This is a genomic window from uncultured Candidatus Pelagibacter sp. (genome assembly GCF_943788075.1).
In the GTDB taxonomy this organism is placed as follows: domain Bacteria; phylum Pseudomonadota; class Alphaproteobacteria; order Pelagibacterales; family Pelagibacteraceae; genus Pelagibacter.
The window spans coordinates 263,989-288,170 of the sequence record NZ_CALSOW010000001.1 but is presented as its reverse complement, the minus strand read 5'-3'; the positions used below and the strand labels follow the sequence as shown (position 1 = coordinate 288,170).

At 29.0% G+C, this 24,182-nt stretch carries 22 protein-coding genes; 5 read left to right on the top strand and 17 right to left on the bottom strand.

Going from position 1 to position 24,182, the window contains the following annotated elements:
- Positions 1–10: 10 nt before the first annotated feature.
- The 10 genes from rbfA to Q0X98_RS01655 form a co-directional block, all read right to left on the bottom strand.
- Positions 11–379: a 30S ribosome-binding factor RbfA gene (gene rbfA, locus Q0X98_RS01700; RefSeq protein WP_271484009.1), complete on the bottom strand. Its 369-nt coding sequence runs from the start codon at positions 377–379 to the stop codon at positions 11–13.
- Positions 379–2,595 (bottom strand): translation initiation factor IF-2, encoded by a 2,217-nt coding sequence (gene infB, locus Q0X98_RS01695; RefSeq protein ID WP_297680797.1) that lies wholly within the window; start codon positions 2,593–2,595, stop codon positions 379–381. The genes rbfA and infB overlap by 1 nt, the downstream gene beginning before the upstream one ends.
- 10 nt (positions 2,596–2,605) lie before the next feature.
- Positions 2,606–4,198 (bottom strand): transcription termination factor NusA, encoded by a 1,593-nt coding sequence (nusA, locus tag Q0X98_RS01690; RefSeq protein WP_297680795.1) that lies wholly within the window; start codon positions 4,196–4,198, stop codon positions 2,606–2,608.
- A 59-nt stretch (positions 4,199–4,257) separates the two neighbouring features.
- Positions 4,258–5,427 (bottom strand): methionine adenosyltransferase, encoded by a 1,170-nt coding sequence (metK, locus tag Q0X98_RS01685; protein WP_297680793.1) that lies wholly within the window; start codon positions 5,425–5,427, stop codon positions 4,258–4,260.
- Complete coding sequence (lnt, locus tag Q0X98_RS01680; RefSeq protein ID WP_297680791.1) at positions 5,420–6,964, bottom strand: apolipoprotein N-acyltransferase; 1,545 nt, start codon at positions 6,962–6,964, stop codon at positions 5,420–5,422. Before lnt ends, metK begins: the two co-directional genes overlap by 8 nt.
- 1 nt (position 6,965) lies before the next feature.
- Positions 6,966–7,427, bottom strand: a complete 462-nt coding sequence (ybeY, locus tag Q0X98_RS01675) for an rRNA maturation RNase YbeY (protein WP_297680789.1) — start codon at positions 7,425–7,427, stop codon at positions 6,966–6,968.
- Positions 7,420–8,310, bottom strand: a complete 891-nt coding sequence (locus tag Q0X98_RS01670; protein ID WP_297681096.1) for a PhoH family protein — start codon at positions 8,308–8,310, stop codon at positions 7,420–7,422. Before Q0X98_RS01670 ends, ybeY begins: the two co-directional genes overlap by 8 nt.
- 109 nt (positions 8,311–8,419) lie before the next feature.
- Positions 8,420–9,748: a tRNA (N6-isopentenyl adenosine(37)-C2)-methylthiotransferase MiaB gene (gene miaB, locus Q0X98_RS01665; protein ID WP_297680787.1), complete on the bottom strand. Its 1,329-nt coding sequence runs from the start codon at positions 9,746–9,748 to the stop codon at positions 8,420–8,422.
- A 3-nt stretch (positions 9,749–9,751) separates the two neighbouring features.
- A complete protein-coding gene (locus tag Q0X98_RS01660; protein WP_297680785.1) occupies positions 9,752–10,162 on the bottom strand; it encodes a Fur family transcriptional regulator in 411 nt (136 codons plus the stop codon).
- An 8-nt stretch (positions 10,163–10,170) separates the two neighbouring features.
- Positions 10,171–10,557: a peptidase M22 gene (locus Q0X98_RS01655; RefSeq protein ID WP_297680783.1), complete on the bottom strand. Its 387-nt coding sequence runs from the start codon at positions 10,555–10,557 to the stop codon at positions 10,171–10,173.
- Here Q0X98_RS01655 and Q0X98_RS01650 point away from each other — a divergent pair.
- The gene (locus Q0X98_RS01650; protein ID WP_297680781.1) at positions 10,550–11,566 is read left to right on the top strand and encodes a polysaccharide deacetylase family protein; all 1,017 of its coding nucleotides are present in this window, start codon (positions 10,550–10,552) and stop codon (positions 11,564–11,566) included. The two genes, Q0X98_RS01655 and Q0X98_RS01650, sit on opposite strands and share 8 nt — an antisense overlap.
- Here Q0X98_RS01650 and Q0X98_RS01645 read toward each other — a convergent pair.
- The 4 genes from Q0X98_RS01645 to murJ are packed head-to-tail and all read right to left on the bottom strand — an operon-like array spanning position 11,563 to position 15,845.
- On the bottom strand, positions 11,563–12,705 hold the full coding sequence (locus Q0X98_RS01645) for a glucosaminidase domain-containing protein (RefSeq protein ID WP_297680779.1): 1,143 nt from the start codon (positions 12,703–12,705) through the stop codon (positions 11,563–11,565). The two genes, Q0X98_RS01650 and Q0X98_RS01645, sit on opposite strands and share 4 nt — an antisense overlap.
- A 9-nt stretch (positions 12,706–12,714) precedes the next feature.
- Positions 12,715–13,254, bottom strand: a complete 540-nt coding sequence (locus Q0X98_RS01640; protein ID WP_297680777.1) for a NifU family protein — start codon at positions 13,252–13,254, stop codon at positions 12,715–12,717.
- A gap of 53 nt (positions 13,255–13,307) precedes the next feature.
- Positions 13,308–14,309 carry a tryptophan--tRNA ligase gene (gene trpS / locus Q0X98_RS01635; RefSeq protein WP_297680775.1) on the bottom strand — a complete coding sequence of 334 codons (1,002 nt, stop codon included), beginning with the start codon at positions 14,307–14,309 and terminating at the stop codon, positions 13,308–13,310.
- A 6-nt stretch (positions 14,310–14,315) separates the two neighbouring features.
- Positions 14,316–15,845, bottom strand: a complete 1,530-nt coding sequence (gene murJ / locus Q0X98_RS01630; RefSeq protein WP_297680773.1) for a murein biosynthesis integral membrane protein MurJ — start codon at positions 15,843–15,845, stop codon at positions 14,316–14,318.
- A gap of 129 nt (positions 15,846–15,974) precedes the next feature.
- On the opposite strand from murJ, the gene Q0X98_RS01625 reads away from it, so the two are divergent.
- On the top strand, positions 15,975–18,260 hold the full coding sequence (locus Q0X98_RS01625; protein WP_297680771.1) for an NADP-dependent malic enzyme: 2,286 nt from the start codon (positions 15,975–15,977) through the stop codon (positions 18,258–18,260).
- On the opposite strand, the gene Q0X98_RS01620 is transcribed toward Q0X98_RS01625, so the two are convergent.
- Positions 18,261–18,854: a BON domain-containing protein gene (locus tag Q0X98_RS01620; RefSeq protein ID WP_297680769.1), complete on the bottom strand. Its 594-nt coding sequence runs from the start codon at positions 18,852–18,854 to the stop codon at positions 18,261–18,263.
- Positions 18,844–19,707, bottom strand: a complete 864-nt coding sequence (rsmI, locus tag Q0X98_RS01615) for a 16S rRNA (cytidine(1402)-2'-O)-methyltransferase (RefSeq protein ID WP_297680767.1) — start codon at positions 19,705–19,707, stop codon at positions 18,844–18,846. The genes Q0X98_RS01620 and rsmI overlap by 11 nt, the downstream gene beginning before the upstream one ends.
- A 34-nt stretch (positions 19,708–19,741) precedes the next feature.
- On the opposite strand from rsmI, the gene Q0X98_RS01610 reads away from it, so the two are divergent.
- Positions 19,742–20,896, top strand: coding sequence for an ABC transporter substrate-binding protein (locus Q0X98_RS01610; protein ID WP_297680765.1), 1,155 nt, complete (start codon positions 19,742–19,744; stop codon positions 20,894–20,896).
- On the opposite strand, the gene rdgB is transcribed toward Q0X98_RS01610, so the two are convergent.
- Complete coding sequence (gene rdgB / locus Q0X98_RS01605) at positions 20,880–21,482, bottom strand: RdgB/HAM1 family non-canonical purine NTP pyrophosphatase (protein ID WP_297681094.1); 603 nt, start codon at positions 21,480–21,482, stop codon at positions 20,880–20,882. The genes Q0X98_RS01610 and rdgB overlap by 17 nt on opposite strands.
- A gap of 36 nt (positions 21,483–21,518) precedes the next feature.
- On the opposite strand from rdgB, the gene Q0X98_RS01600 reads away from it, so the two are divergent.
- Both Q0X98_RS01600 and dnaK read left to right on the top strand, forming a co-directional pair.
- Complete coding sequence (locus tag Q0X98_RS01600) at positions 21,519–22,154, top strand: nucleotide exchange factor GrpE (protein ID WP_297680764.1); 636 nt, start codon at positions 21,519–21,521, stop codon at positions 22,152–22,154.
- 61 nt (positions 22,155–22,215) lie between these two features.
- The gene (dnaK, locus tag Q0X98_RS01595; protein ID WP_297680763.1) at positions 22,216–24,162 is read left to right on the top strand and encodes a molecular chaperone DnaK; all 1,947 of its coding nucleotides are present in this window, start codon (positions 22,216–22,218) and stop codon (positions 24,160–24,162) included.
- The last annotated feature ends 20 nt before the right edge of the window (positions 24,163–24,182 follow it).

Genomic DNA, 24,182 nt, shown 5'->3' with positions numbered 1-24,182 from the left:
CTCTTTTTTCCTATTTATTTGTTTGTTTTATTAAGTTTTCTATTTTTTCCGCATACTCAAAAGACTCGTCTTTTCTAAAGAGTAATTTTGGTAAAAATTTCATAACCACTTTTTGTGATAATATTTTTCTGATCAAAAATGAGTATTTTTTTAACACAGCAATAACTTCCTCGGCATTTTTTCCTCCAAGTGGAAGCACATATGCTTTAGCTATTTTCAAATCTTGACTCATTCTCACCTCTGTAACCGTTATAGTATTAGTTTCTAAATTCGGGACCTTAGCCTCATTTTTTATAAAAATCATGCTTAAAGACTGTTTAATCATTTCCCCAACTCTTAGCTGTCTTTGTGATATAGGTTTTCCAATTCTATCCGTCATTAAATCATTCTATCAGTTGATGTTACACTAAACGCTTCTATTGTGTCGTTTTTTTGAAAATCCATATAATCTTTTACAGTAATTCCGCATTCTTGACCGTTGCTAACCTGTTTTACCTGATTTTTTTCTCTAAACAGAGTTCCAACTTTACCCGTATAAATGATTGCTCCATCTCTTATTATTCTAACATCTGAAGCAGTAGAAATTTCTCCCTCCATAACTTTTGATCCTGCAACTTTTCCAGCTCCTGAAACTTTAAATATTTCTAAGATTTGAGCTGTGCCTGTAACAGTTTCTTGAATATCAGGTGATAACAAACCTGACATCTTTTGTTTGATGTAATCTAGAACTTCATAGATAATATTATAAGAAGAAATTTTTATTTTTTCATTTTCAGCTAATTTTTTTGCTTCTTTACTTGGCTTAACATTAAACGCTATTAAAACTGCATTTGAAGCCTTTGCTAATGTAACATCTGTTTCGGTTACCATTCCAATATCTGCTAAGATTATTTTAGGTTTAACTTCATCATGTTTGATTTGACTAATTGCATTCTTAATTGCTTCTGATGACCCATGAACATCTGATTTAATTATCAAATTTAATTCTTCTGCTGAATTATCTGAAAAGGCAGAGTCTTGAGTGGCAAATGTTAGTGGGTTTTTAGTATCTTTGCTTTCTTGTGCTCTATTTTCACTTAAAGTTTTTGCCTCTTTTTCATTATCAACTACAATAAAATCATCTCCAGATTTAGCTGCACCGTTAATCCCTAAAATTTCGACTGGAGCTGATGGGGGTGCTTCATTAATATTTTTTCCTTTATCATCAATTATCGCTCTAACTTTTCCCCATTTCAAACCACTTACAAAAAAATCACCTTTTTTTAAAGTTCCCGTAGTTACTATGATTGTTGCAACAGGTCCTCTTCCAACATCAATTTTAGATTCTAATACAATTCCTGTGGCCTTTGACTCAAAATCAGTTTTTAAATCTAATATTTCAGCTTGTAAAACTATCGCTTCAACTAATTTGTCTAAATTCTTTTTAGTAGTTGCTGAAATTTCGACCATTAAGGTGTCACCAGATAAATCTTCAGCAATTAGCTCATGTTCTAATAACTGGTTTTTTATTTTTTGTGGATCTGCATCTGGCAAATCACATTTATTAATTGCTACGACGATTGGAACATTTGCAGCTTTAGCATGTTTAATAGACTCCACTGTTTGCGGTTTAACGCCATCATCAGCCGCAACAACCAGAACAACAACATCAGTTAATTTTGATCCTCTTGCTCTCATTTCAGTAAAGGCTGCGTGACCAGGTGTATCAATAAAAGTTAGTTTATTAGATTGGCTTTCTATTTGATAAGCTCCGATGTGCTGAGTAATTCCACCAAATTCTCCTGAAACAACATTCGCACTTCTTAAAACATCTAATACTGAAGTTTTACCATGATCTACGTGACCCATTACAGTAATAATTGGTGGTCTATTTTTTAAATTTTCAACTCTGGTAGCTTTAATCTTCTGAATTATTTCTTCAGCTTTTTCTTCTCTTACCGGATTGTGTCCAAATTCTTTTACTAAATACTCAGCAGTATCAGCAGCTAAAGTTTGATTGATAGTTACAGTAACGCCCATTCCAAATAAAAATTTAATAACATTGCTCGATTGTTCGGCCATTCTATTAGCAAGTTCTCTAACCGTAATAGCTTCTGGAATATTTACGTCTCGTTTAACAGGTTTTAAATTTTCTTGAGCTTCCTCTTTAGTTAAATTTTTATTTTCTTTTTGCCTTGCTCTCTTAACAGAAGCTTCACTTCTTGCTCTTGCTTCAATTTCATCACTTAAAGCTCTTGAGACTGTTAATTTTAATTCTCTTTTCTTTGCACCTGCTTTTAATGTTTTCTTATCCTTATTATCATCTCCTTTAAGTCTCTTTGTGGCTCTTTGCTCTGCTAGCTTTCTTCGCTCAAAATCATTTGTTATTGGAGGTGATTTAGGTGCAAACGATGGCTTTACTGCAGCACCCCTGTTAAATGTTGAGGTAGTTTTTGGCTTAAAACCTCCAGGTCTAGACGATCCACCTCTACTTGGAAATTTGCTTGGTTGTTTTTCTATTACTACTGAGTTTTTTCCTTGAGTTTTCGCAATCTCAATATTTTTGAAGGATTTTTTGGCAGTGCCAGATATTGTTAATTTTGTTTTCTTTTCCATAGCTCATCACTCAATCTTTGTAGACAATATTTCTCGCAGACATTACCAACTCATCTGCTTCTTCTTTTGATAAAGCAAAATCTTCCAGGTAACCTTGGATTTTTACTCTTTCACCTTTGACGATATCAAATCCACCTGTTAATTCATCTGATGCTAGATCAGCAAAATCTTCTAATGTAAGAATTTTCTGTTCACCTAAAGTCATCAGCATTCCAGGGGTTAGTCCTTTTAAATTTATTAAAGCATCTTGAAGACCTAATTCTTTAATTCTCTCAGAAATATCCTCTTGGTCTTTTTGATGAAATTCTTTTGCTCTTTCTATTAGAGCTTTTGCTGTATCTTCTTCGATACCTTCAATTTTCATTAAGCTTTCTGCAGTAGTATCTTTTATATCGTCTATTGATGAAAACCCTTCCGCAACAAGTAGTTGACCCAATGTTTCATCTAACTCTAAGTTTTTTACAAAGTTTTCTGTTTTTTCTTTAAATTCAGATTGTCTTCTTTCAGAATCTTCTGCATCAGTCATTATATTAATTTCATAATTTAATAACTTAGTTGCAAGTCTTACATTCTGACCTCTTCTTCCAATAGCTTTACTCAAATTTTCTTCGGTTAAAATTACATCTAATTTTTTCCTTTCAGAATCTACATTTACTCTTTGAACTTCTGCTGGCGATAAAGCATTAGAAACTAAAATTGCTGGATCTTCTGACCAATTTACAATGTCTATTTTTTCACCCTGTAATTCATTTACAACAGCTTGAACCCTAGAACCTCTCATACCCACACAAGCTCCTACTGGATCGAGAGATGTATCAACTGCTTTAACACAAATTTTTGCTCTACTACCTGGGTCTCTTGATGATGATTTAATTTCAATTAGTCCATCGTAGATTTCTGGAACCTCTTGTACAAAAAGCTTTTCCATAAATTTTGGATGCGCTCTTGATAAAAAAATTTGTTGACCTCTTGGCTCTCTTCTTACATCATAACAATAAGCTTTAATTCTATCTCCAGCTTTAATATTTTCTCGTGGTATCATCTCGTTTTTTTGAATGATCGCTTCAGTACGCCCAAGATCAGCAATTACATTTCCAAATTCTAATCTTTTAACAATACCACTTAAAATTGAATCTTTTTTATCAATAAAGTCATTGTATTGTCTTTCTCTTTCAGCTTCTCTGACATTAAAACTAATTACTTGTTTAGCTGTTTGAGCAGCAATTCTTCCAAAATCAAATGATGGTAATGGTTGTAATACCTCATCTCCAACTGCTTTATCTTTGTTGGTCTCATTTAGATTTATAGCATCTTCAAGTTTAATTTCTGTGTTAGAATTTTCTGGATTTTCAGCTACAATTAATTTTCTAAAAATTTCAATATCACCATTATCTCTATTGATTGAAACTTTTATTTCATTTTCCTGACCAAATTTAGACTTAGCCGCTTTTGCAATTCCTGTTTCCATAGAACTAATAATTAGTTCTTTATCAATAGATTTTTCTAAAGCTACCGCTTCAGCAATTCTTAATAATTCTAGTTTGTCTGCTCTTTTATTTAACATGTTTTTGTTTGCTCCAAAAAAAAATGGGCTAATGCCCATTTTGTAAATCCAATAATGTAAGGGCAATATAGTAAAGTTTTTTTTTAATTCAACAGAAACTATTTAGAAAAATGGCTTGTTTTATCAGTTTTTTCCCATGAAAATGAACCGTTTTCATCCGGTGTTCTTCCAAAGTGGCCATAGGCAGCTGTTTTCTCGTATATCGGCTTATTTAAATTTAACATCTCTCTAATTCCTCGAGGACTTAAGTCAAAATTTTCATTTATCTTATCTAAAACAAATTTATTTTTATCTAAATCATTATCAAATAAATCAACGTAAATTGATAATGGTTTAGACACACCAATTGCATAAGCTAATTGAATTAAACACTTGTCTGCAATTTTGGAGGCAACAACATTTTTTGCAATATATCTTGCCGCATAAGCTGCAGATCTGTCTACTTTCGTAGGATCTTTTCCCGAAAAGGCTCCTCCACCATGAGGTGCGGCTCCACCATAAGTATCTACTATAATTTTTCTTCCAGTTAATCCACAATCTCCATCTGGACCTCCAATTACAAAGTTACCAGTTGGATTAACATAAAACTCATCTTCACTAAAACCCTTAAGAAAATTTGATGGAATAGATTGTAGCATATAAGGTCTCAATAAATCTCTAACTTGTGATTGATTAACATCAGCAGAGTGTTGAGAAGATATTACTACTGATTTTACTTTGGTAGGCTTTCCATCTACATATTCAAAGGTAACTTGGCTCTTACTGTCTGGTTCTATATTTTTTAATTTTCCTAACTTTCTATCTTCTGCCATTAATCTTAAGATTTTATGTGAGTAATGAATAGGTGCTGGCATTAAAACATCCGTTTCATTACAAGCATATCCAAACATAATACCTTGATCTCCAGCTCCCTCATCTTTATTTCCAGAGGAGTCTACACCCATTGCTATGTCAGCAGATTGAGAATGAAGATGACTTTCTATTTTTGTTGCTTCTCTCCAGGTAAAACCTTCTTGATCATATCCAATATCTTTTATGCAATTTCTAACTTTTTCAATTAATTCATCTTGTTTTATTTCAGGACCTCTAACTTCTCCTGCTAAAACTACTTTATTAGTTGTCGTAAGTGTTTCGCATGCAACTCTTGATAATGGATCTCCAGAGAGATAACTATCAACAACCATATCTGAAATTCTATCTGAAACTTTATCTGGATGACCCTCAGATACCGACTCACTTGTAAAAAGAAAATTTTTTAAATTACTCATTTTTAAATCTATTAAATGAAAATATTATAAAAATATAGAATAAAATTAATGTTATAAAAATTTTATTTCCATATTTAGAGAATAGTGTTGATTGTATTTTTTGAACTTTTTTAAAGTCAATGTAGCCTGATTTTCCATACTCAACACTTTGTTCAACAATGCCTAAAGGATTAACAATAGCTGCAATTCCATTATTTGCTGAACGTATTAAATATTTTCCACTTTCAATTGCTCTAAAAATGCTATGCGTAAAGTGTTGTTTTGGTCCTATTGATTCACCAAACCATCCATCCTCTGAAATATTAATTATCAAATCAAAGCTTGGATTTTTAAATATTTTACCTGAATATATTACTTCATAGCAAATCAATGGTAATATCTTTAAGGAAAAATCATCTCTTTTTATCTCTATGATTTTTCTCTCCTTTCCATTTGAAAATGATTGATAATTATTTGTAATTACACTTAAACCAAAATTTTTTAAAAAATTTTCAAAAGGTAAAAATTCACCAAATGGAACTAGATTAATCTTGTTGTAAAAATTTAATATATTTAAATTATGATCATAAATAGAAAGGGAATTAAAATAATTAATCTTTTCTTTGATCATTTTTTGACTATTAATCCCAATAAATAAGAAATGATTTTTACTAAAAGTGTTTTCAAACAACCACTTATATTCAATTAATTCATCTTGAGAGACATTAGGCAGAATTCCTTCCGGCCAAATAAATATAGTTTTATCATTTTTTTGCGGCTTACTTATATCAATCAATTCCCTTATAACTGAGATCGGATCAATATTTGAATAAAATCTATCAAGACTAATATTTGAACCTATAGCTCTTATTTTATAATCGTAATTTGTAACTTCTGATGAACTAAATTTTTTTTTGTAGAATGATCCATACGAATAAAACAGAAATGGTAAAATTAGAAAAATAACACACACTCCAATATCTTTTTTTTTTTCTCTCAATATGAAAATTGCAGGACTAGCAAACAGTGAAATACAAAATAAATTAAATCCATAAGTTCCTATTAAAGAGGTAATGCTTAATATTTCTAAATGATTAACAAAACTATAAGCTATTAAGTTCCAAGGAAAACCAGTTAAGATTGAACCTCTTATAAATTCAAAAACTCCTAAAAATAATGAAAAAACAAAAAAAGAACTTACTACTTTTTTAGGTTTTGAAATTATAAAACAGAATGTAGCCAATCCATAAAAAATTCCTAGAAATGAAGGTATCAAAATAATAGTTACAGGAATTAAAAATTTGAAATTTTGATCAAATGTTAATGATATTGATATCCAATATAAGCTTGATAAAAAATAACCAAATCCAAATAACCATCCATAAAAAAAGAAATATTTTTTACTTCGATTAATTTTAGATTTTTTAAATAGGAATACAAAAAAAGCACTAAAAGTAAAAAAATTTATTATCAAGTAGTTGTAAGGAGGTAAGCTTAAAGATGAGGCTGCACCTAAAGTAATTAAAAAAACTATTTCAATGTAATTTTTTTTTATCAATCTAGTTAATCTTTGAAATTACTGATTTATATATTTTTTCTTCTTCACTAAGCATTCTTTTATAATCTTTATCTTTAATATGATCAAAACCCAGTAAGTGAAGAAATCCATGTATAAAAGTTTGTATTACTTTTTCCTTAAAATTTTTAATATTTTGTGATCTGGGTTTATCCATAAAGTTATAACTAATTATCATGTCTCCAATATAAGTTTTTTTAGATATCAATATTTTTTTAGATAAAGGAAATGACAAAATATCTGTAGGCTTATTTTTGTTTCTAAAATTTTTATTTAATTTTTTGATACATCTATTATTTGAAAGAAGTAAAGTGAGGGTTATTTTCTTATTAGGAAATCGATATTTTCTTGGAAAGAATTTACAAATTTCTTTGAAAAAAATTTCTTTTTTTCTAAGTTTTTTTGACCAAGCTTTCTCCTCTGAGAAAACTTCAACACTAATCATTTTTTGAGTAGGCTTTAACTATTTTGGAAACAAGTGGGTGTCTAACTACGTCAGAATGATCAAAATCAACAACAGATATTTCATTTAAATGACCTAATAATTCTTTTGATCTAACTAGGCCGGACATTTTTTTATTTGGTAAATCAATTTGCGTTGGATCTCCATTAACAACTATTTTAGAGTTTTCTCCTATTCTAGTTAAAAACATCTTAATTTGGGTATCAGTTGCATTTTGTGACTCATCTAAGATTGCGAATGAGTTTTTTAAGGTTCTTCCTCTCATAAAAGCGAGTGGAGCTATTTCTATATCACCAATTTCAATCATTCTTTGAATTTTTTCAAAATCAAAAAGGTCGTACAAAGAATCATATAAGGGCCTTAAATAAGGATCAACTTTTTCTTTCATATCACCGGGTAAAAATCCTAATCTTTCTCCAGCTTCAACAGCAGGTCTCGATAAAATTATTCTTTCAATTTTTTTTTCCAACAACATCGTAAGTCCTACGGCTACAGCTAAAAAGGTTTTACCAGTTCCTGCTGGACCTGCTGAAATTATTATGTCACTTTGTCTTAAAGCTCTTACATAATCCTTTTGTTTTTCTGATCTTGGTATAATTGATTTTTTTGGAGTTTTAATTATATCTGTAACATTATTATTTTTAACTTTTTCATTAATCATAAAATTATCTACTGAAGAAACTATATCCTTGTTTTCAATACTACCATTGTTAATAAATTGATTGGATAGAAACTTTATAGCATTTTTAACTATTTCATTTTTTTCAGGATTAGACTTAATTAAAATAGAATTACCTCTAGAATATAAACTTGTTTTAGTGATTTTTTCTAATTCTTTTAAATTTTTATTAAACTCCCCTACCACACCAATCAAGAGTTCATTATCATGGAAAATAACACTTAGAGAATTATTATCAGAGTAAACAAACTTTAATGAAGTATCGACTATTTTTTTTTGTTAAACTACTCAATTTTTATGCTACCTTTTGATTAGAGCTATAATCTCTTTCACCAAACAAAGTACTTCGATTACTTCTATTTATTTTCACAGGCACAATTTTTCCAATGTCATCTTTTTTACCATTAAAAATAACTGATGTCATATATTCAGATCGACCAAAAACTTTGGATTTATCGTCTGTTAAATTTTCAACTAAAACGTTAATTGTTTTACTCTCTATTGATTTATTCATATGCACCTGATTATCATATAACTGGTTTTGAATTTTTTCTAATCTTTCCATGGAAATACTCTTATCAATCAGTTTTAAATCAGCTGCGACTGTGCCTGGTCTTGGGCTAAAAATAAAAGAATAGGAATTTATAAACTTAATCTTTTGAATTAGTTTAAAAGTATCGTTAAAATCTTTTTCTTCTTCACCTGGGTAGCCTATTATAAAATCACTAGAAAATTGTATATTAGAGTTAATTTCTTTTAGTTGATCGTATATTTGATAATATTCATCAATAGTATGTTTTCTATTCATAAGGTCTAAAACTTTATTAGATCCACTTTGAACTGGCAAATGTACCAGTGGCATAAGTTTTTTTGAATGCTTATAGGTTTCAATTAAGTCATCCGACATATCTTTTGGATGGGATGTTGTATATCTTATCCTTTTAATGTTTGGATAATTTTCTATCTCTAATATTAAATCTGACAATCTATACTTTTCATTATTGTAAGCATTAACATTTTGTCCAAGCAAAATTATTTCTTGAGTACCTGACTCTGCTAAATATTTAGCCTCATCTAAAATTTGTTTAAATGGTCTAGAATATTCTGGTCCCCTTGTATATGGCACCACACAAAAATGGCAGAACTTATCACAACCTTCTTGAATTGTTAAAAATGAAGAAATTTTTCCAGAATTATTTTTAATTTTATTAAAATATTCAAATTTTGAAATTGCATCAAATTCTGTTTCTTCAACTTTTTTGTTTTTTTCTATATGATTTAAAATTGTATCATTAATTTTATGATATGCTTGGGGTCCAATAACAAGATCAATGTAAGGTTCTCTTTTAAGCATTTCCTGATTTTCTGCCTGTGCAACACATCCAGCTATGATTACTAGTGGTTTTTTTTTTAATCTAAAAATTTTTTTAACTCTTCCAATTTCATGATAAACTTTTTCTTTTGCTTTATCTCGGATATGACATGTATTTAGCAAATAACAATTTGCATCCTCATAATTTTCTGTTTTTTCATAGCCAATTTTTTTAACTGAGTCATATATTCTATTCGAGTCATACTCATTCATTTGACAGCCAAATGTTTTGATAAAAATTTTTTGTTTCATTAATTAGGATTTTTTCTTTATCCCATACAATTCAAGTTTGTGGTCTACTAATTTGTAACCATATTTTTCTGCTACTTTTCTTTGAAGTTTTTCAATTTCCTCATCCACAAATTCAATAATTTCACCTGACTTAACATCTATTAAATGATCATGGTGTCCTTCATTTAACTCCTCGTATCTTGCTTTTCCACCTTTGAATTCATGCTTAGCTAATATTCCTGACTCTTCAAATAATTTTACAGTTCTATAAACAGTTGCGATGCTTATCTTTGGGTCAATTTTGGAAACTCTGTTATATAATTCATCCACATCAGGATGATCCGATGATTGAGACATCACTTGCGCAATTACTTTTCGTTGATCGGTTAACTTTACACCCTTTGACAAGCATTTTTCTTCAATAGTTTCTGACATATTTAATTTTAACTTATATAAATAGGATTAATCAAATTTTTTTTAATTTTATATTTTTTACATAAATTGGGGATATTTTCATATCTCAAATCTTTTTCATCTTTAAAATCATCAAAATTATAACAGTAATAATCAATATTTTTCGCTACATTAAAGGCTTTAACAACTGATATTGAATTTCTTATACCAGCAAAGCTTCCTGGTCCTTTATTGATGTAAATTTCATTAATTTCTGCAATTTTAAGATTTTTTGAGAAGAGAAAATCCTTAATAATTATGCTTAATTTTTCATAATTAATTTTAGTATTCTCTTGTGTAATATTATAAATACCAGCATTAGTAATGATCATTAAAAAAATTTTTTCATTAGCAACATCTATAATAAGTTTGTTCATTTTTATTCTGTTTGTATGTTCAAATTCTATTTCAGATGAAAATAATATCAAATACTATTCTAGTGATGAAGGTATTTTATCATTAATGTACCATCGTTTTAACGAACATAAATATCCTTCTACAAACATTCAAATGAATGTTTTTAAAAAACAAATGGAAATAGTTAAAAACTCTAATTATGATTTTTCTTATCCAAAAAAATTTGAAGAAAATTTTAATTACCCAAAAATAAATAAGGAAATTCTTATAACGATTGATGATGCATTTTTATCTTTTTATCTTGAAGCATGGCCATATTTAAAAAAAAACAAGATTCCTTTTATCTTGTTTGTTTCAACAGAACCAATTGGGAAGAAGGGGTACATGACTTGGGAACAAATCAAGGAAGTTGAAGCTGAAAAATTTACAGCGATAGGTCACCACTCACATTCCCATGGATATCTTGTTGATAAAGATAATGATTTTTTTATCTCAGATATAAAAAAGGCAAATGAGTTGTTTTTGAAAAATTTAGGATATATACCAAATATATTTTCTTATCCTTTTGGTGAATACTCAAAATTCATGAGGGATTATATTTCTCGAAATTTTGATTATGCTTTTGGTCAGCACTCTGGAGTAATTGATTTAAATAAAGATAAATTTGAACTACCCAGATTCCCAATAAATGAAAATTATGGAAAATTAAAAAGATTTAATTCCATTATAAATTCGTTTCCACTTGAATATGAAAAATTGCTTCCTCTTGAAAAGAAATTATCTGCAGAAATTAATCCACCTGATTTTAAAGTTAAGTTCTTTAAAGAACAAAATAACATTAAAAATATTAATTGTTATTCTAATGAATTAGATAAGTGGGAAAAATCTAATATTATTTTTGATAATGATGTGTTAACCATAAAATTCAGGGGTCCATTTAAACCTAGAAGAGGTAGAATAAATTGTTCTCTTAATGATAATGGAAAATGGAGATGGTTTGGGATCCAATTTCCAATTAAAGAAAACTAAATAAGACTTTCTAAATCAACACTTGAAGGTAATAATTTAGCATCATCAAAATCTTGTAATTTATTCTGCTTGATTATTTTTTGTAATACATCAACATATTGATTTCCTGTCTCAGCATATTTATTAAGGTATTTTGAAAGCTCTATGCTATCTAATGGTTTATTAGAGTCTCTTAATTTAGCTCTAGCTTTTCTAAAACCTTTATAAGTAGAATGAGTGTTTAAATTTCTTTGGTAAGCCCTAACTGATGCTTGAAGGATGTTGAATTTCATAACTTTATGGCCTTCTCCTTCTTTTGCTTCTTTTGGTTTTAAACCCTCTCCTGACCAGGTCCATTGACCAAATAAAGCGTTACCTTCTTGGGCAAATCTAGAAGTTCCCCAGCCTGTTTCTTTAGCAGCTTGGGCAATTGCTAGGGATACAGGTATTTCATCCATTCTTATTTTTAATGTGGATAAATCTTTAGATTTAATACCATATTGTTTATATTTTTTATTAAGCCATTGTTTTTCTGAATTCGTGTTATTGCTTTTATTTATAATATTAAAAAGAGTTTTTCTATCTAATTTAATATTGTTGTTCTCTTGGATAATCAGAGGTAGGACGATTTGAATAAAAAATTCTTTTCTCTTTTTTGTATTTTCAATCATTTTAATTTCTTGAGGCAATAAAGTTAGTGCGACCGGTTTAACTAACTTCTTTTTTCGAACATCATTAAGGTCATAACCAGTATCTTCGAATAACTGCTTGATGGTTGAAGCGCTCAATCTCACAGAGTCAGTCTCTAGATTATTCAAACTGAAAATATCTAACAGTAAATCTTCTTCTTTTAAGGCATCACTTTCTTTTTTATTCTTATCTCTTTTATTAAGTGTATAGGCTAATATTTTTTTTGAATTATTTGTATATTCTTTTGTATTAAAATTTTTATCAGCAAAATTGATCAAAATTGGAGCAATATAAAAAAATGAAACCAGCACAAAACTACTTAAAAATATTCTTGATATAGAATTAATAGTTTGAGTTGGAGAGATAACTTTATTTTTTTTCTTTGGGCTTTCAACAAAAGTTAACTCTAGTTGGCTATTATTATGAGTTGTTATTTTTGATTTTTTTTTTTTACTTACTTTTATTTTCATATCCAAGATTTATATTGCGATAACTTCTTTTACTTCTGGTAAATAATGGCATAGAAGGTTTTGAACACCTTGTTTCAAAGTCATAGTTGAACTTGGGCATCCAGAACAACTTCCCTGTAGTTGAACCTTTACCACCCCATCTTTGAACTCTTTAAATTTAATATCACCACCATCTCTTGCTACAGCTGGTCTTATTTTTTGATCTAAAATTTTTACTATTCTTTCTTCAAGTTCACTTAGATTTGAATTTTTCTCATTTATACTTTCATCAATAACAAATTCTTTTCCTTCAGAATAAAAATCATTAATAAATGAAATAACAATGTGTTTTATTTCATCCCATTCAGTTATTTCTTTTTTATTAATAGAGATAAAATCATCGCCTAGAAAAATTCCCTCTACTCCATTTATGGAGAGCAGATTTCTAACAAGTATATTTTGAGTTTCATCTTTGTTGGTAATTTCATAAGGTCCACTATTAGACACTTTTTTTCCAGGTAGAAACTTAAGCGAATTAGGGTTTGGTGTTACTTCGGTTTGAACAAACATGAATTATATATAGTTGAATATTCAAAAAATTTAAACTTGTTAGTAAATTTTATTTAAAAACCCACTATTTCTTTAATTTTTTCGATCTTTTTTGAAGCTATTATATTTGCTCTTTCAACTCCTTCTAGAAGTATATTATCTAAATACAATTTATCATTAAGTAATTTTTTTATCTCTTCTGAAATAGGTTGAATTTTATCTACAAGAACTTCAGATAATTTATCCTTAAATTCTGAAAAATTTTTACTAGCAAACATTTCTACACTTTTTTCTAAAGAAGAATTTGTTAAGCTTGAATATATTCCTAAAAGATTTTTTGCCTCTGGTCTTTCCTCAAGATCTCTTAAAGTAGTGGGCATTGGCAAAGGGTCTGTTTTTGCTTTTTTAATTTTATTAATAATCATATCTTTATTGTCTGTTAGATTTATTCTACTTAAATCTGATAATTCTGATTTACTCATTTTTCTTGAACCATCTTTAAGACTCATTATTCTTGAAAAGTTTTTTTGGATTAGGGGCTCTGGGACTTGTAAAAAATTTTCTACTTCAAAATCACTATTAAACTTTTGGGCAATATCCCTGCATAACTCTAAATGCTGCTTTTGATCATCACCAACAGGAACATGTGTTGCATCATAGAGCAGAATATCAGACGCCATAAGAACAGGATACGAATAAAGACCTACACTTGCTTTTTCTTTGTCTTTGCCAGCTTTCTCTTTGAATTGAGTCATTCTATTTAGCCATCCCATTCTTGCAACACAGCTTAATATCCACGCACCTTCAGCATGAGCTGGTACTCTAGATTGATTAAAAATTATACTTTTTTTAGGATTTATCCCACTAGCAATAAATGTGGCTACTGTTTCTTGAATATTGCTTCTTAACTCCTTAGGCTCTTGTTTAACTGTGATGGCATGTAAGTCTACAACACAAAATATACAATCATTTGTATTATCATTATTTAAATCTACAAAATTTTTTATTGCCCCTAGGTAATTCCCCAAATGAAGATTCCCTGTAGGTTGCACACCTGAAAAAATTTTTTTACTCATTATATTTTAATAGTTTAGTTTAAAATCGCTTATTTTAAAAGCTTTGATCATATATGAAAAGAATAAATAAAATAATAAGCTCATCATAACACTTAGAATTAAATAAAATGATTTCATATTTTGTTCAAAAGCTAATTGGTCTTTAAAATAAATTAATAAAAAATTAAATAAAACTCCCATGAATACAGAAGCAAAAATTATTTTTATAAATCTTAAAACGAATTCTTTATTAAAATTAAATAAATTATCTTTCTTTAAAAGAATAAATAATAACATTCCATTGATCCATGAGGAAACTGATGTTGCTATGGGGATAATAATAAAACCTATTTCTTTGAAATAATAAAGGCTAATAACTATGTTTAAAGCCACTGACAACAATGAAATATAAAACGGAGTTTTTGTGTTGTGGTTAGCAAAGAAAAAACTAGAAAAAATTTTTATTAATGAAAATGCAGGAAGTCCTAATGCAAAAAAATAAAGTGCTTTAGCTGAATTTTGAACAGCCACTTCATTGAAAGAACCATAACCAAATAAAGCTGAGGTTATATATTCAGAACCAACAACTAAAGCAATTGACGCCGGAATGCTTAGGAATAAACTTAATTCTAAAGCTTTATTTTGAATCAATAAAATTTTATTTTTTTTTTTAGACTGAATATGTTTTGAAAGCTGAGGTAATATCACGACACTAATTGCAATACCTGCTAACGCTAAATTTATTTGATAAATTCTATCTGCATAATATAAATAAGATACAGCACTAGCTTGAAATGAAGCGATTATAGTTCCAACTAAAATATTAATTTGAGTTACTCCAGATGCAAAAATGCTTGGTAAAAGTTTTTTAAAAAAAATTTTAACTTGTTTGTCGACTTTTATTTTAAAATTAAATTTTAAGGAATAAAATTGACCTACAATTTTATACAAAAATAACAGTTGCAAGAGGCCAGCAAACGAAACAGCGTAAGATAAATAATAAACAAGTTCATCACCAAGAAATTTTGAAAAAAATAAAATTATGATTAAAACGATATTTAAAATAATAGGAGCAGCTGAAGCGGCTGCAAATTTATTGTGGGAATTCAGTATTGCTGCAAAAAATGAAGCTATACATATAAATAACAAAAAGGGGAAAGTTATTCTTGTTAGATTTATCGCCAAATTCATTTTACTATCATCATCAACAAAGCCAGGAGCTATCATTGTCACAAATGTAGGCATAAAGATTTGAACAATTAGAACTAAAAAAAATAAGACTAAGAATAAAAGATTAAAAATATTATTAGCAAACTCATTTGATTTTTTTTTTCCTTTTGCTAACTCTGAAGAATAGCTGGGTACAAAAGCTGCATTAAAAGTTCCTTCCGAAAATAACCTTCTAAAAGTATTGGGGATTCTAAATGCTACAAAAAAAGCATCAGCTAATACCCCTGTTCCTAAAAATACTGCAATAAGAATATCTCTTAGATAACCAAGCAACCTGCTTATTATAGTAAAAAAACCAAATGTACCTGTTGACTTAACTATGTTCATAAATCATATTAGTCTTAATTTTACCCTAATTGTACAATTATTATAAGAATATATAGATCAAATATTATAAATAATAAAAATTTTTAAAAAGAGTAAAGATAGAATTAAATTTAATATAATTTAACTAGAATGAAAAAAACTAACATCAATCACTATACAGATAAAGAAGCTCTAGATTTTCATAAAGACAAAAAACCTGGAAAGATTGAGATCATTTCATCAAAAAATATGACTACTAAGAGAGATCTTGCTTTAGCATACTCTCCAGGTGTTGCAGCTCCTGTTAGGATGATTAGTGAAAACCCAGAGACTGCTTACGATTATACAAGCAAAGGTAATTTGGTTGCTGTTATAAGCAACGGTTCTGCAATTTTAGGAATGGGCAATTTAGGAGCCCTCGCATCAAAGCCTGTAATGGAAGGGAAAGCAGTACTTTTTAAAAGATTTGCAGATATAGACTCTATTGATCTTGAAATAGATTGTTCTGATGCGGATGAAATTATTAATTCAATTAAAAACTTTGCTCCAAGTTTTGGAGGAATAAATTTAGAAGACATTGCTGCTCCTGATTGCTTCATTATTGAGCAAAAATTAAAAGAAATTTTAGATATTCCTGTCTTTCACGATGATCAACATGGGACAGCTATTATTACTACTGCAGCATTAATAAACGCATTAGACATAAGTGGTAAATCAATAAAAGAAATTAAAGTGGTTGTTAATGGAGCTGGCGCATCTGCTCAAGCATGTACAGAGTTATTTAAAAACTCAGGTGTACCAAATGAGAACATTATTATGTTGGATAGGAAAGGTGTGATTTATAAAGGAAGGCCTGATGGAATAGATCAGTGGAAATCAAGATATGCAATTGAAACTGATTTGCGGACTCTTGAAGAAGCAATAAGAGGTGCAGATGTTTTTCTTGGTTTGTCCGCTAAGGGCGCGCTTAAAAAAGAATTTGTAAAAAAAATGGCAAAAAATCCTATAATTTTTGCATGTGCAAATCCTGATCCAGAAATTACTCCTGAAGAAATAAATGAAGTAAGAAATGATGCTATTATTGCAACTGGTAGATCAGACTATCCAAATCAAGTAAATAATTTAATTGGTTTTCCTTATATTTTTAGAGGAGCTCTTGATGTTAGATCAAAGACAATAAATGAAGAAATGAAAGTTGCTGCAGCTCAAGCGATTGCAAAACTTGCAAGAGAAGATGTGCCAGACGAGGTTGTGGCTGCTATGGGAGGTGAAAGACCACATTATGGTAAAGAATATATTATTCCTTCTACATTTGATCCAAGATTAATCAGTATAATTCCAGCTGCCGTTGCAAAAGCTGCAATGGATAGTGGGGTTGCGAGAAAAAATATTAATGACTTTGATTTATATAAAGATCAACTGAAACAAAGATTAGATCCTACAGTAACCATTATGCAAGGTATAAACTCTTACATTAAAAAAAATCAAAAAAGAATAGTATTTGCTGATGGTGAGGATGAAAACACACTTAAAGCTGCAATAGCATTTAAAAATTCTAAATTAGGTATCCCAATTCTTGTTGGTAAAGAAGATAAGATAAGAGAACAAATTAAAAATATTGGTTACAGTGATAATTTTGATATTGAAATAGTTAACTCTAAAGATGAAGAAAAAAGAAATAAATATGTAAAACACTTATTTCAAAAATTACAAAGAGAACAAGGATTATTAGAAAGAGATTGTGACCGACTTGTTAGAAATGACAGGGTTATATGGGCAACAAGTATGGTTGCATGTGGTGATGCGGATGGTGCAGTAACTGGAAATACAAGACGGTTTGGAGCTTCTTTAGATAAAATAAAACAAGTAGTTGATGTTAGAGATGGTGAAATCATGTTTGGACTCAATATGGTAGTTCATAAAGGTAAAACTATTTTTGTTGGCGACACCAGTGTTCATGAATATCCAACATCAGAACAAATGGCAGAAATTGCAATTTCAACAGCTAGGGTGGTAAGACTATTTGGTTTTGAACCTAGGGTGGCATTTGTTTCCCACTCTACATTTGGCCAGCCTCTTACAAGCAGAACAAAGCATATTAGAAACGCAGTAGATATATTAAAAGAAAAAAAAGTAGACTTTGAATTTGATGGTGACATGCAGCCAGATGTTGCCTTAAATCCTGAGTATGAGGAATTGTATCCATTTTCAAAAATTGTTGGTAAAGCAAATATTTTAATTATGCCTGGACAACACAGTGCAGCAATATCTTATAAAATGATGAAAACATTGGGAGATACTAAAGTTATTGGACCTTTATTAATTGGGCTTGGATTGCCAGTTGAGATTGCTCCTTTAAGATCTTCAACATCAGAACTTATTAATTTGGCGTCTATTGCAGCTTATTCTGCAGATGTGATTGATTATAAAAAATAATTACTCTTTTTGAATTCTTAGATCTTCTACAAGAATAATGCTTGCTATAACATCTTCTACATCCAATATTTCTTTAGCTTCACTAATTACCAAATCTTTTTCCTCAGAGGTTAATGCAATTCCATAAACATAAATTTTTTTCTTGTAAGTATCTATTTCATAATTAGTTGCTTTAATATTCTTATTTAAAATTATAGCTGTTCTAAGTTGAGAGGTTATCAAAATATCTTTTGCAGATCTTTTAAAGTTAAATTCTTCCTTTATCTTAATATCATTACGAACAGATCTAGCACCTTTTGTCTCCCAAGCTAATTTTGTTAATAATAATTTTTCCTCAGGACTTTCAACTTTTCCTGTTAAAAAAATTCTTCCATCTAATACTTTGGATTTTACTGATAATAGATATTTTTTATCTTTAACGATAATACGTGCAGCTAAATTTTTTTGCATGATCGAGTCGTCCATTTGCGTACCAAGAGTTCGAGGATCTAAAGCAACACTAACTCCTGTACCAAAAACACCTTTTGAAGACACTCCAATACAGCTAGATAAAATTACACTTAATAAAATAAATAATATAAATTTAAATTTCATTTTTTATTTTTAAACAGTAGTTATAAATTTTTTTTTTTGAAATATCTCTATTTTGACTAATAATTTCTGTAACCTCTTTTATAGTTAATTTATTAATCATCATTTTAATGCTTATCATATCTGATTCACTTAATTCTTGTGAATAATTTTTATCAATTTTTTTTTCAGAAATTACTACTGTTAGCTCTCCTTTTAACTCCTTATCAAATATTTCTAAATCATCCACATTTTTTCTTATAAATTCCTCATATATTTTTGAAATTTCTCTACAAAATATTATTTTTCTTCCACTAAAGTTTTTTTTTATTTCAGGAATAATTTTATTCACTTTTTTTGGAGATACAAAAAAAACACATGTTTCATCAAATTTTGATATTTTATTGAAAACGTTAATAAATGCCTGTTTTTTTTCAGGTAAAAATCCATGAAAAATAAATTTTTCTGAAAAACCACTTATTGATACTGCTGTTGCAACAGCTGAAGGTCCTGGAATTGGTGTAATTATAATATTATTTCTAACACATTCATTCACTAGTATTGCACCTGGATCAGAAATGCTGGGTGTTCCAGCGTCTGAAATTAATGAAATTATTTCTCCAGATTTAAGAAGATCTATAATCTTATTTAAATTTTTTGTTTCATTAAATTTATGGTTTGAAATCAGACGTGATTTTATTTCATATCTATCTAATAAAATTCTAGAAACTCTTGTATCTTCACAAAGGATATAAGTTGATTTTTTTAATATTTCTATAGCTCTTAAAGTAATATCTTTTAAATTACCAATTGGTGTTGATACCAAATAAAGACCATTTTCATTATTTTTTATTTGAGATTGTGATTTTATGATCATAATTAAGCTTAAAAAATATTATACTAACATTAAAATGAGTAAATTTATTAAAATTATTTTTTTGGTAGTATTAAATTTTTCTCTATTATTTTCATTTTCCACAAAAGCTTCAGAAAAAATTAAGATTGGCCTCATGGTTCCATTAACAGGCTCAAATAAAGAGTTGGGTCAATCAATTATCAAAGCAGTTAGGTTAGCTGTGAAAGATATTGATAATAATTTGCTAGAAATAATTCCAAAAGACACAGCTTCTAAAGCAAACAAAACACTTAAATCGGCGTTTGAGTTAAAACAAATGGGTGTAAAGATTGTAATTGGTCCTGTTTTTCATGAAAGCATATCTTATCTAGATGAAATAAAAGACATAACTTTTTTATCTTTAACAAACAAAACATTAGATCTTCCAAAAAATGTAATTTCTGCAGGAATAAATTCAACTTCGCAATTCAATACTATAAAAAAATTTATAGAAATAAATAATATAAAAAAAACAATATTTTTAACACCAATTCAAGATTATGAATTTGAAGTTAAAAAAGGAATTAAGGACTCTAGAATTAAAATATTTAAAGAATATGATTATAGTACAGAGCCTACAAAATTGACTAAACAAATTGAAGAAATTACTAATTACAGAGTTAGAAAGCAAAACTTAGAAGATGAAATTTTAAGATTAAAAAAGTCTAATCAATCAAACAAAGAAAAAAAAATTACTAAACTTGAACAAAGATATACTTTAGGAGGCTTAAATTTTGATGCAGTTGTTATTGCAGATTTTGATGAAAGCTTAAAAAGTGTATCTACATCACTTTTATACACGGATGTATCTCCTAAAAAAAAATATTTTATTACGTTAAATCAGTGGTTTGATAAAGCCCTATTAAATGAAACAGATATTCAACCCTTATATTATCCGTCAATTAATCAAGATAATTTTGAAAATTATAAAGATAAGTTTTTTAGTGAGTTTAAAGAATATCCTTCACACTTGGCTTTATTAAGCTACGATCTTGTGGGACTTGTCTATTATTTATCATTAAAAACTAATCTATCTAATTTAAACAAACTTTTTAAAAAGAAGAATTCTTTTAAAGGCAAGATTGGTATTTTTGATATTAAGAATAATAAAATTAATCATCGTTTAAACTTTTATAAGATTGAAGATAAAAAAATTATAAAAATTTTTTAATTTTTTTAAATGCATCAAAACGATGATCTATTTTATATTTTTGTATAGAACCTATTTCACCAAAAGTTTTTCTTTTATTTTTTGGAATAAAAATTGGGTCATAACCAAAACCATTCTTTCCCTTGGGTGTTGTTGATATGTACCCTTCAACTTTACCCGAAACAGATGCTATTACTTTGTTTAGAAAACAAATCGATAATGCACAAATAAATCTAGCTTTAACTTTCTTGTACTTCCAGTTTTTATCTTTTTTTGATAATTCTCTATAAACCTTAGATATTGCTTTTTTAAAATTACCTTTTTTCCCAGCCCATCTAGCTGAATAAATTCCAGGACTTTTGTCTAAAATATCTATCTCAAGCCCCGAGTCATCAGCAAGACAAATTTTTTTTGTTTTTTTTGAAAAATACTTAGATTTTATGATTGAATTTTCTTTGAATGTCAGCCCATCTTCTTTTGGGCTCTTAAGCTTAAATTCAGAGGTTGAGTAAGTTTTGATGTATTTTGGTAATAAATCTTTAATTTCCTTATATTTTCCCTTGTTATTAGTGCCTATAAGCAATTTTGAAATTTTTTTCATTAATATCTAGCAATTCTGAAATTTCTTACCATATAAGCTTTCATGGAAAAAGAAGAAAACCTAAACCCAGAAAATACTTCACCGGAAGTAATAAATGAGAATAATGAAGCTGATAAACAATCAGATGATAAGCAAGATGAAATCAAAGACTCAGAAGAAAAAGTAGAATTATCTTCTGAAGACAAAATAAAAGAATTAGAAGATAAATTAGCAAGAACTTTTGCTGAAATGGAAAATCAAAGAAGAAGGTTTGAAAAAGAAAAAGATGATGCATTTGATTATGGAGGTTTTACATTTGCAAAAGAAGCTTTAAATTTGATTGATAACCTTGCAAGATCAAAATTAATTTTAGAAAGTGATGAGGCCCTTAAAGGTACTGAGGCATTAAAAAAAACCTTAGAACATTTTGATATAATTAATAAAGATTTAATCTCTATTTTTACTAAGAATAACATTAAACCAATTGATTGTATTAATAAAAAATTAGATCCAAACTTACATCAAGCAATGATGGAAATAGAAGATAATCAAAAAGAACCTGGAACTATCGTTCAAGAAGTTCAAAAAGGTTTTATGATAAAAGACAGATTGCTAAGACCATCCCTAGTTGGTGTGTCTAAAAAAAGCGAAAACAAAGATAATAAAAGTGAGGAAAATAAGGAAAATTTAGACAAATAATTACATTTGTTGAACTTGTAGAATTAATATTAACACATATATGAAAGAGAGTATTTAAGTTATGAGCAAAATTATTGGAATAGATCTTGGTACAACAAACTCATGTGTATCAATTATGGAAGGAAGCCAGCCTAAAGTATTAGAAAATGCTGAAGGAGCAAGAACAACCCCTTCTGTTGTAGCTTTTACTGACGATGGAGAAAAACTAGTTGGTCAACCTGCTAAAAGACAAGCTGTAACTAATCCTGAAAATACAATTTTTGCTGTTAAAAGACTTATTGGAAGAAATTTTGAAGACCCGACAGTAAAAAAAGATATAGCCGCAGCTCCTTTTAAAATAGTTAACTCTGAAAAAGGTGATGCTTGGATTGAAGCAAAGGGAGAAAAATATTCACCTTCACAGATATCTGCTTTCATTCTTCAAAAAATGAAAGAAACAGCTGAGAAATATTTGGGACAAGAAGTAACTAAAGCTGTAATAACAGTTCCCGCATACTTTAATGATGCACAAAGACAAGCAACAAAAGATGCTGGTAAAATTGCAGGTCTAGAAGTTTTAAGAATTATTAATGAACCTACTGCAGCATCACTTGCTTATGGATTAGATAAAAAAGAAAATAAGAAAATTGCAGTATATGATTTGGGTGGAGGAACATTTGATGTTTCTATTCTTGAATTAGGAGATGGTGTATTTGAAGTTAAGTCAACTAATGGAGATACTTTTTTAGGTGGTGAAGATTTTGATAACACAATTGTTGAATACTTAATTGCAGAGTTTAAAAAAGATAACGGTATAGATTTAACATCAGATAAGCTTGCACTTCAAAGGTTAAAAGAAGCTGCTGAAAAAGCTAAAATTGAACTTTCTTCAGCTGAACAAACAGATATAAATTTACCATTTATTACTGCAGATAAAACAGGTCCAAAACATATTAATTTAAAAATGACTAGAGCTAAACTCGAAGCTCTTGTTGAAGATTTAATCGCTAGAACATTGCCACCTTGTAAGACAGCCTTGAGTGATGCTGGTATATCAGCGAGTGATATAGATGAAATTGTTATGGTTGGTGGAATGACAAGAATGCCAAAAGTTTTAGCTGAAGTTAAAAACTTTTTTGGAAAAGATCCAAATAAAAGTGTTAATCCAGATGAAGTTGTAGCTATGGGTGCAGCGATTCAAGCTGGAGTACTTCAGGGTGATGTAAAAGATGTGCTTCTTTTAGATGTTACTCCATTATCTCTTGGTATTGAAACTCTAGGAGGTGTATCAACTAAATTAATAGAGAAAAACACAACAATACCAACAAAAAAAAGCCAAGTATTTTCTACAGCAGAAGACAATCAGCCTGCAGTTTCTATTAGAGTGCTTCAGGGTGAAAGAGAAATGGCGACTGATAATAAAATGTTGGGAAACTTTGAGTTAGTCGGTATAGCTCCAGCACCAAGAGGAGTTCCTCAAATTGAAGTTACTTTTGATATTGATGCTAACGGTATAGTCAGTGTTTCAGCAAAAGATAAAGGAACTGGTAAAGAACAAAAAATTCAAATCCAAGCTTCAGGTGGATTGAGTGGAGAAGAAATAGAAAAAATGGTTAAAGATGCAGAGGCTAATAAAGAAGAAGATAAAAAGAAAAGAGAGTCTGTAGATACTAGAAATCAAGCTGACACTTTAATTCATTCAACCGAAAAGAACCTTAAAGAGCACGGCTCTAAAGTTACAGATGCTGAGAAAAAAGCAATTGAAGATGCTTCATCTGATTTAAAAGAAGCTCTAAAGGGAGCTGATAATGAAGATATTAAGAAAAAGACAGAAGCGTTGGTTCAAGCATCAATGAAATTAGGTGAAGCTATTTATAAAGCTCAGGAAAAAAAACCAGATTCACCTGATAATAGTGAAAATAATGATGAAGGAAAAAAAGACGATAACGTAGTTGATGCAGATTTTGAGGAAGTAAAAGAAGAGAGTAAAGAAGAAGGCAAAGAAGAAGATAAAGAAAAAAGCGCTTAAGACTATCAACGACTATTATC

Coding starts and splice junctions, on each gene's coding strand:
- Q0X98_RS01660 (WP_297680785.1), bottom strand. CDS start 10,162: ATGTCAGAAACTATTGAAGAAAAATGCTTGTCAAAGGGTGTAAAGTTA.
- miaB (WP_297680787.1), bottom strand. CDS start 9,748: ATGAAACAAAAAATTTTTATCAAAACATTTGGCTGTCAAATGAATGAG.
- Q0X98_RS01620 (WP_297680769.1), bottom strand. CDS start 18,854: ATGAAATTTAAATTTATATTATTTATTTTATTAAGTGTAATTTTATCT.
- rsmI (WP_297680767.1), bottom strand. CDS start 19,707: ATGATCATAAAATCACAATCTCAAATAAAAAATAATGAAAATGGTCTT.
- Q0X98_RS01625 (WP_297680771.1), top strand. CDS start 15,975: ATGAAAAAAACTAACATCAATCACTATACAGATAAAGAAGCTCTAGAT.
- Q0X98_RS01655 (WP_297680783.1), bottom strand. CDS start 10,557: ATGAACAAACTTATTATAGATGTTGCTAATGAAAAAATTTTTTTAATG.
- trpS (WP_297680775.1), bottom strand. CDS start 14,309: ATGAGTAAAAAAATTTTTTCAGGTGTGCAACCTACAGGGAATCTTCAT.
- ybeY (WP_297680789.1), bottom strand. CDS start 7,427: ATGATTAGTGTTGAAGTTTTCTCAGAGGAGAAAGCTTGGTCAAAAAAA.
- infB (WP_297680797.1), bottom strand. CDS start 2,595: ATGGAAAAGAAAACAAAATTAACAATATCTGGCACTGCCAAAAAATCC.
- rbfA (WP_271484009.1), bottom strand. CDS start 379: ATGACGGATAGAATTGGAAAACCTATATCACAAAGACAGCTAAGAGTT.
- Q0X98_RS01600 (WP_297680764.1), top strand. CDS start 21,519: ATGGAAAAAGAAGAAAACCTAAACCCAGAAAATACTTCACCGGAAGTA.
- Q0X98_RS01645 (WP_297680779.1), bottom strand. CDS start 12,705: ATGAAAATAAAAGTAAGTAAAAAAAAAAAATCAAAAATAACAACTCAT.
- dnaK (WP_297680763.1), top strand. CDS start 22,216: ATGAGCAAAATTATTGGAATAGATCTTGGTACAACAAACTCATGTGTA.
- Q0X98_RS01610 (WP_297680765.1), top strand. CDS start 19,742: ATGAGTAAATTTATTAAAATTATTTTTTTGGTAGTATTAAATTTTTCT.
- nusA (WP_297680795.1), bottom strand. CDS start 4,198: ATGGGCATTAGCCCATTTTTTTTTGGAGCAAACAAAAACATGTTAAAT.
- Q0X98_RS01640 (WP_297680777.1), bottom strand. CDS start 13,254: ATGTTTGTTCAAACCGAAGTAACACCAAACCCTAATTCGCTTAAGTTT.
- metK (WP_297680793.1), bottom strand. CDS start 5,427: ATGAGTAATTTAAAAAATTTTCTTTTTACAAGTGAGTCGGTATCTGAG.
- murJ (WP_297680773.1), bottom strand. CDS start 15,845: ATGAACATAGTTAAGTCAACAGGTACATTTGGTTTTTTTACTATAATA.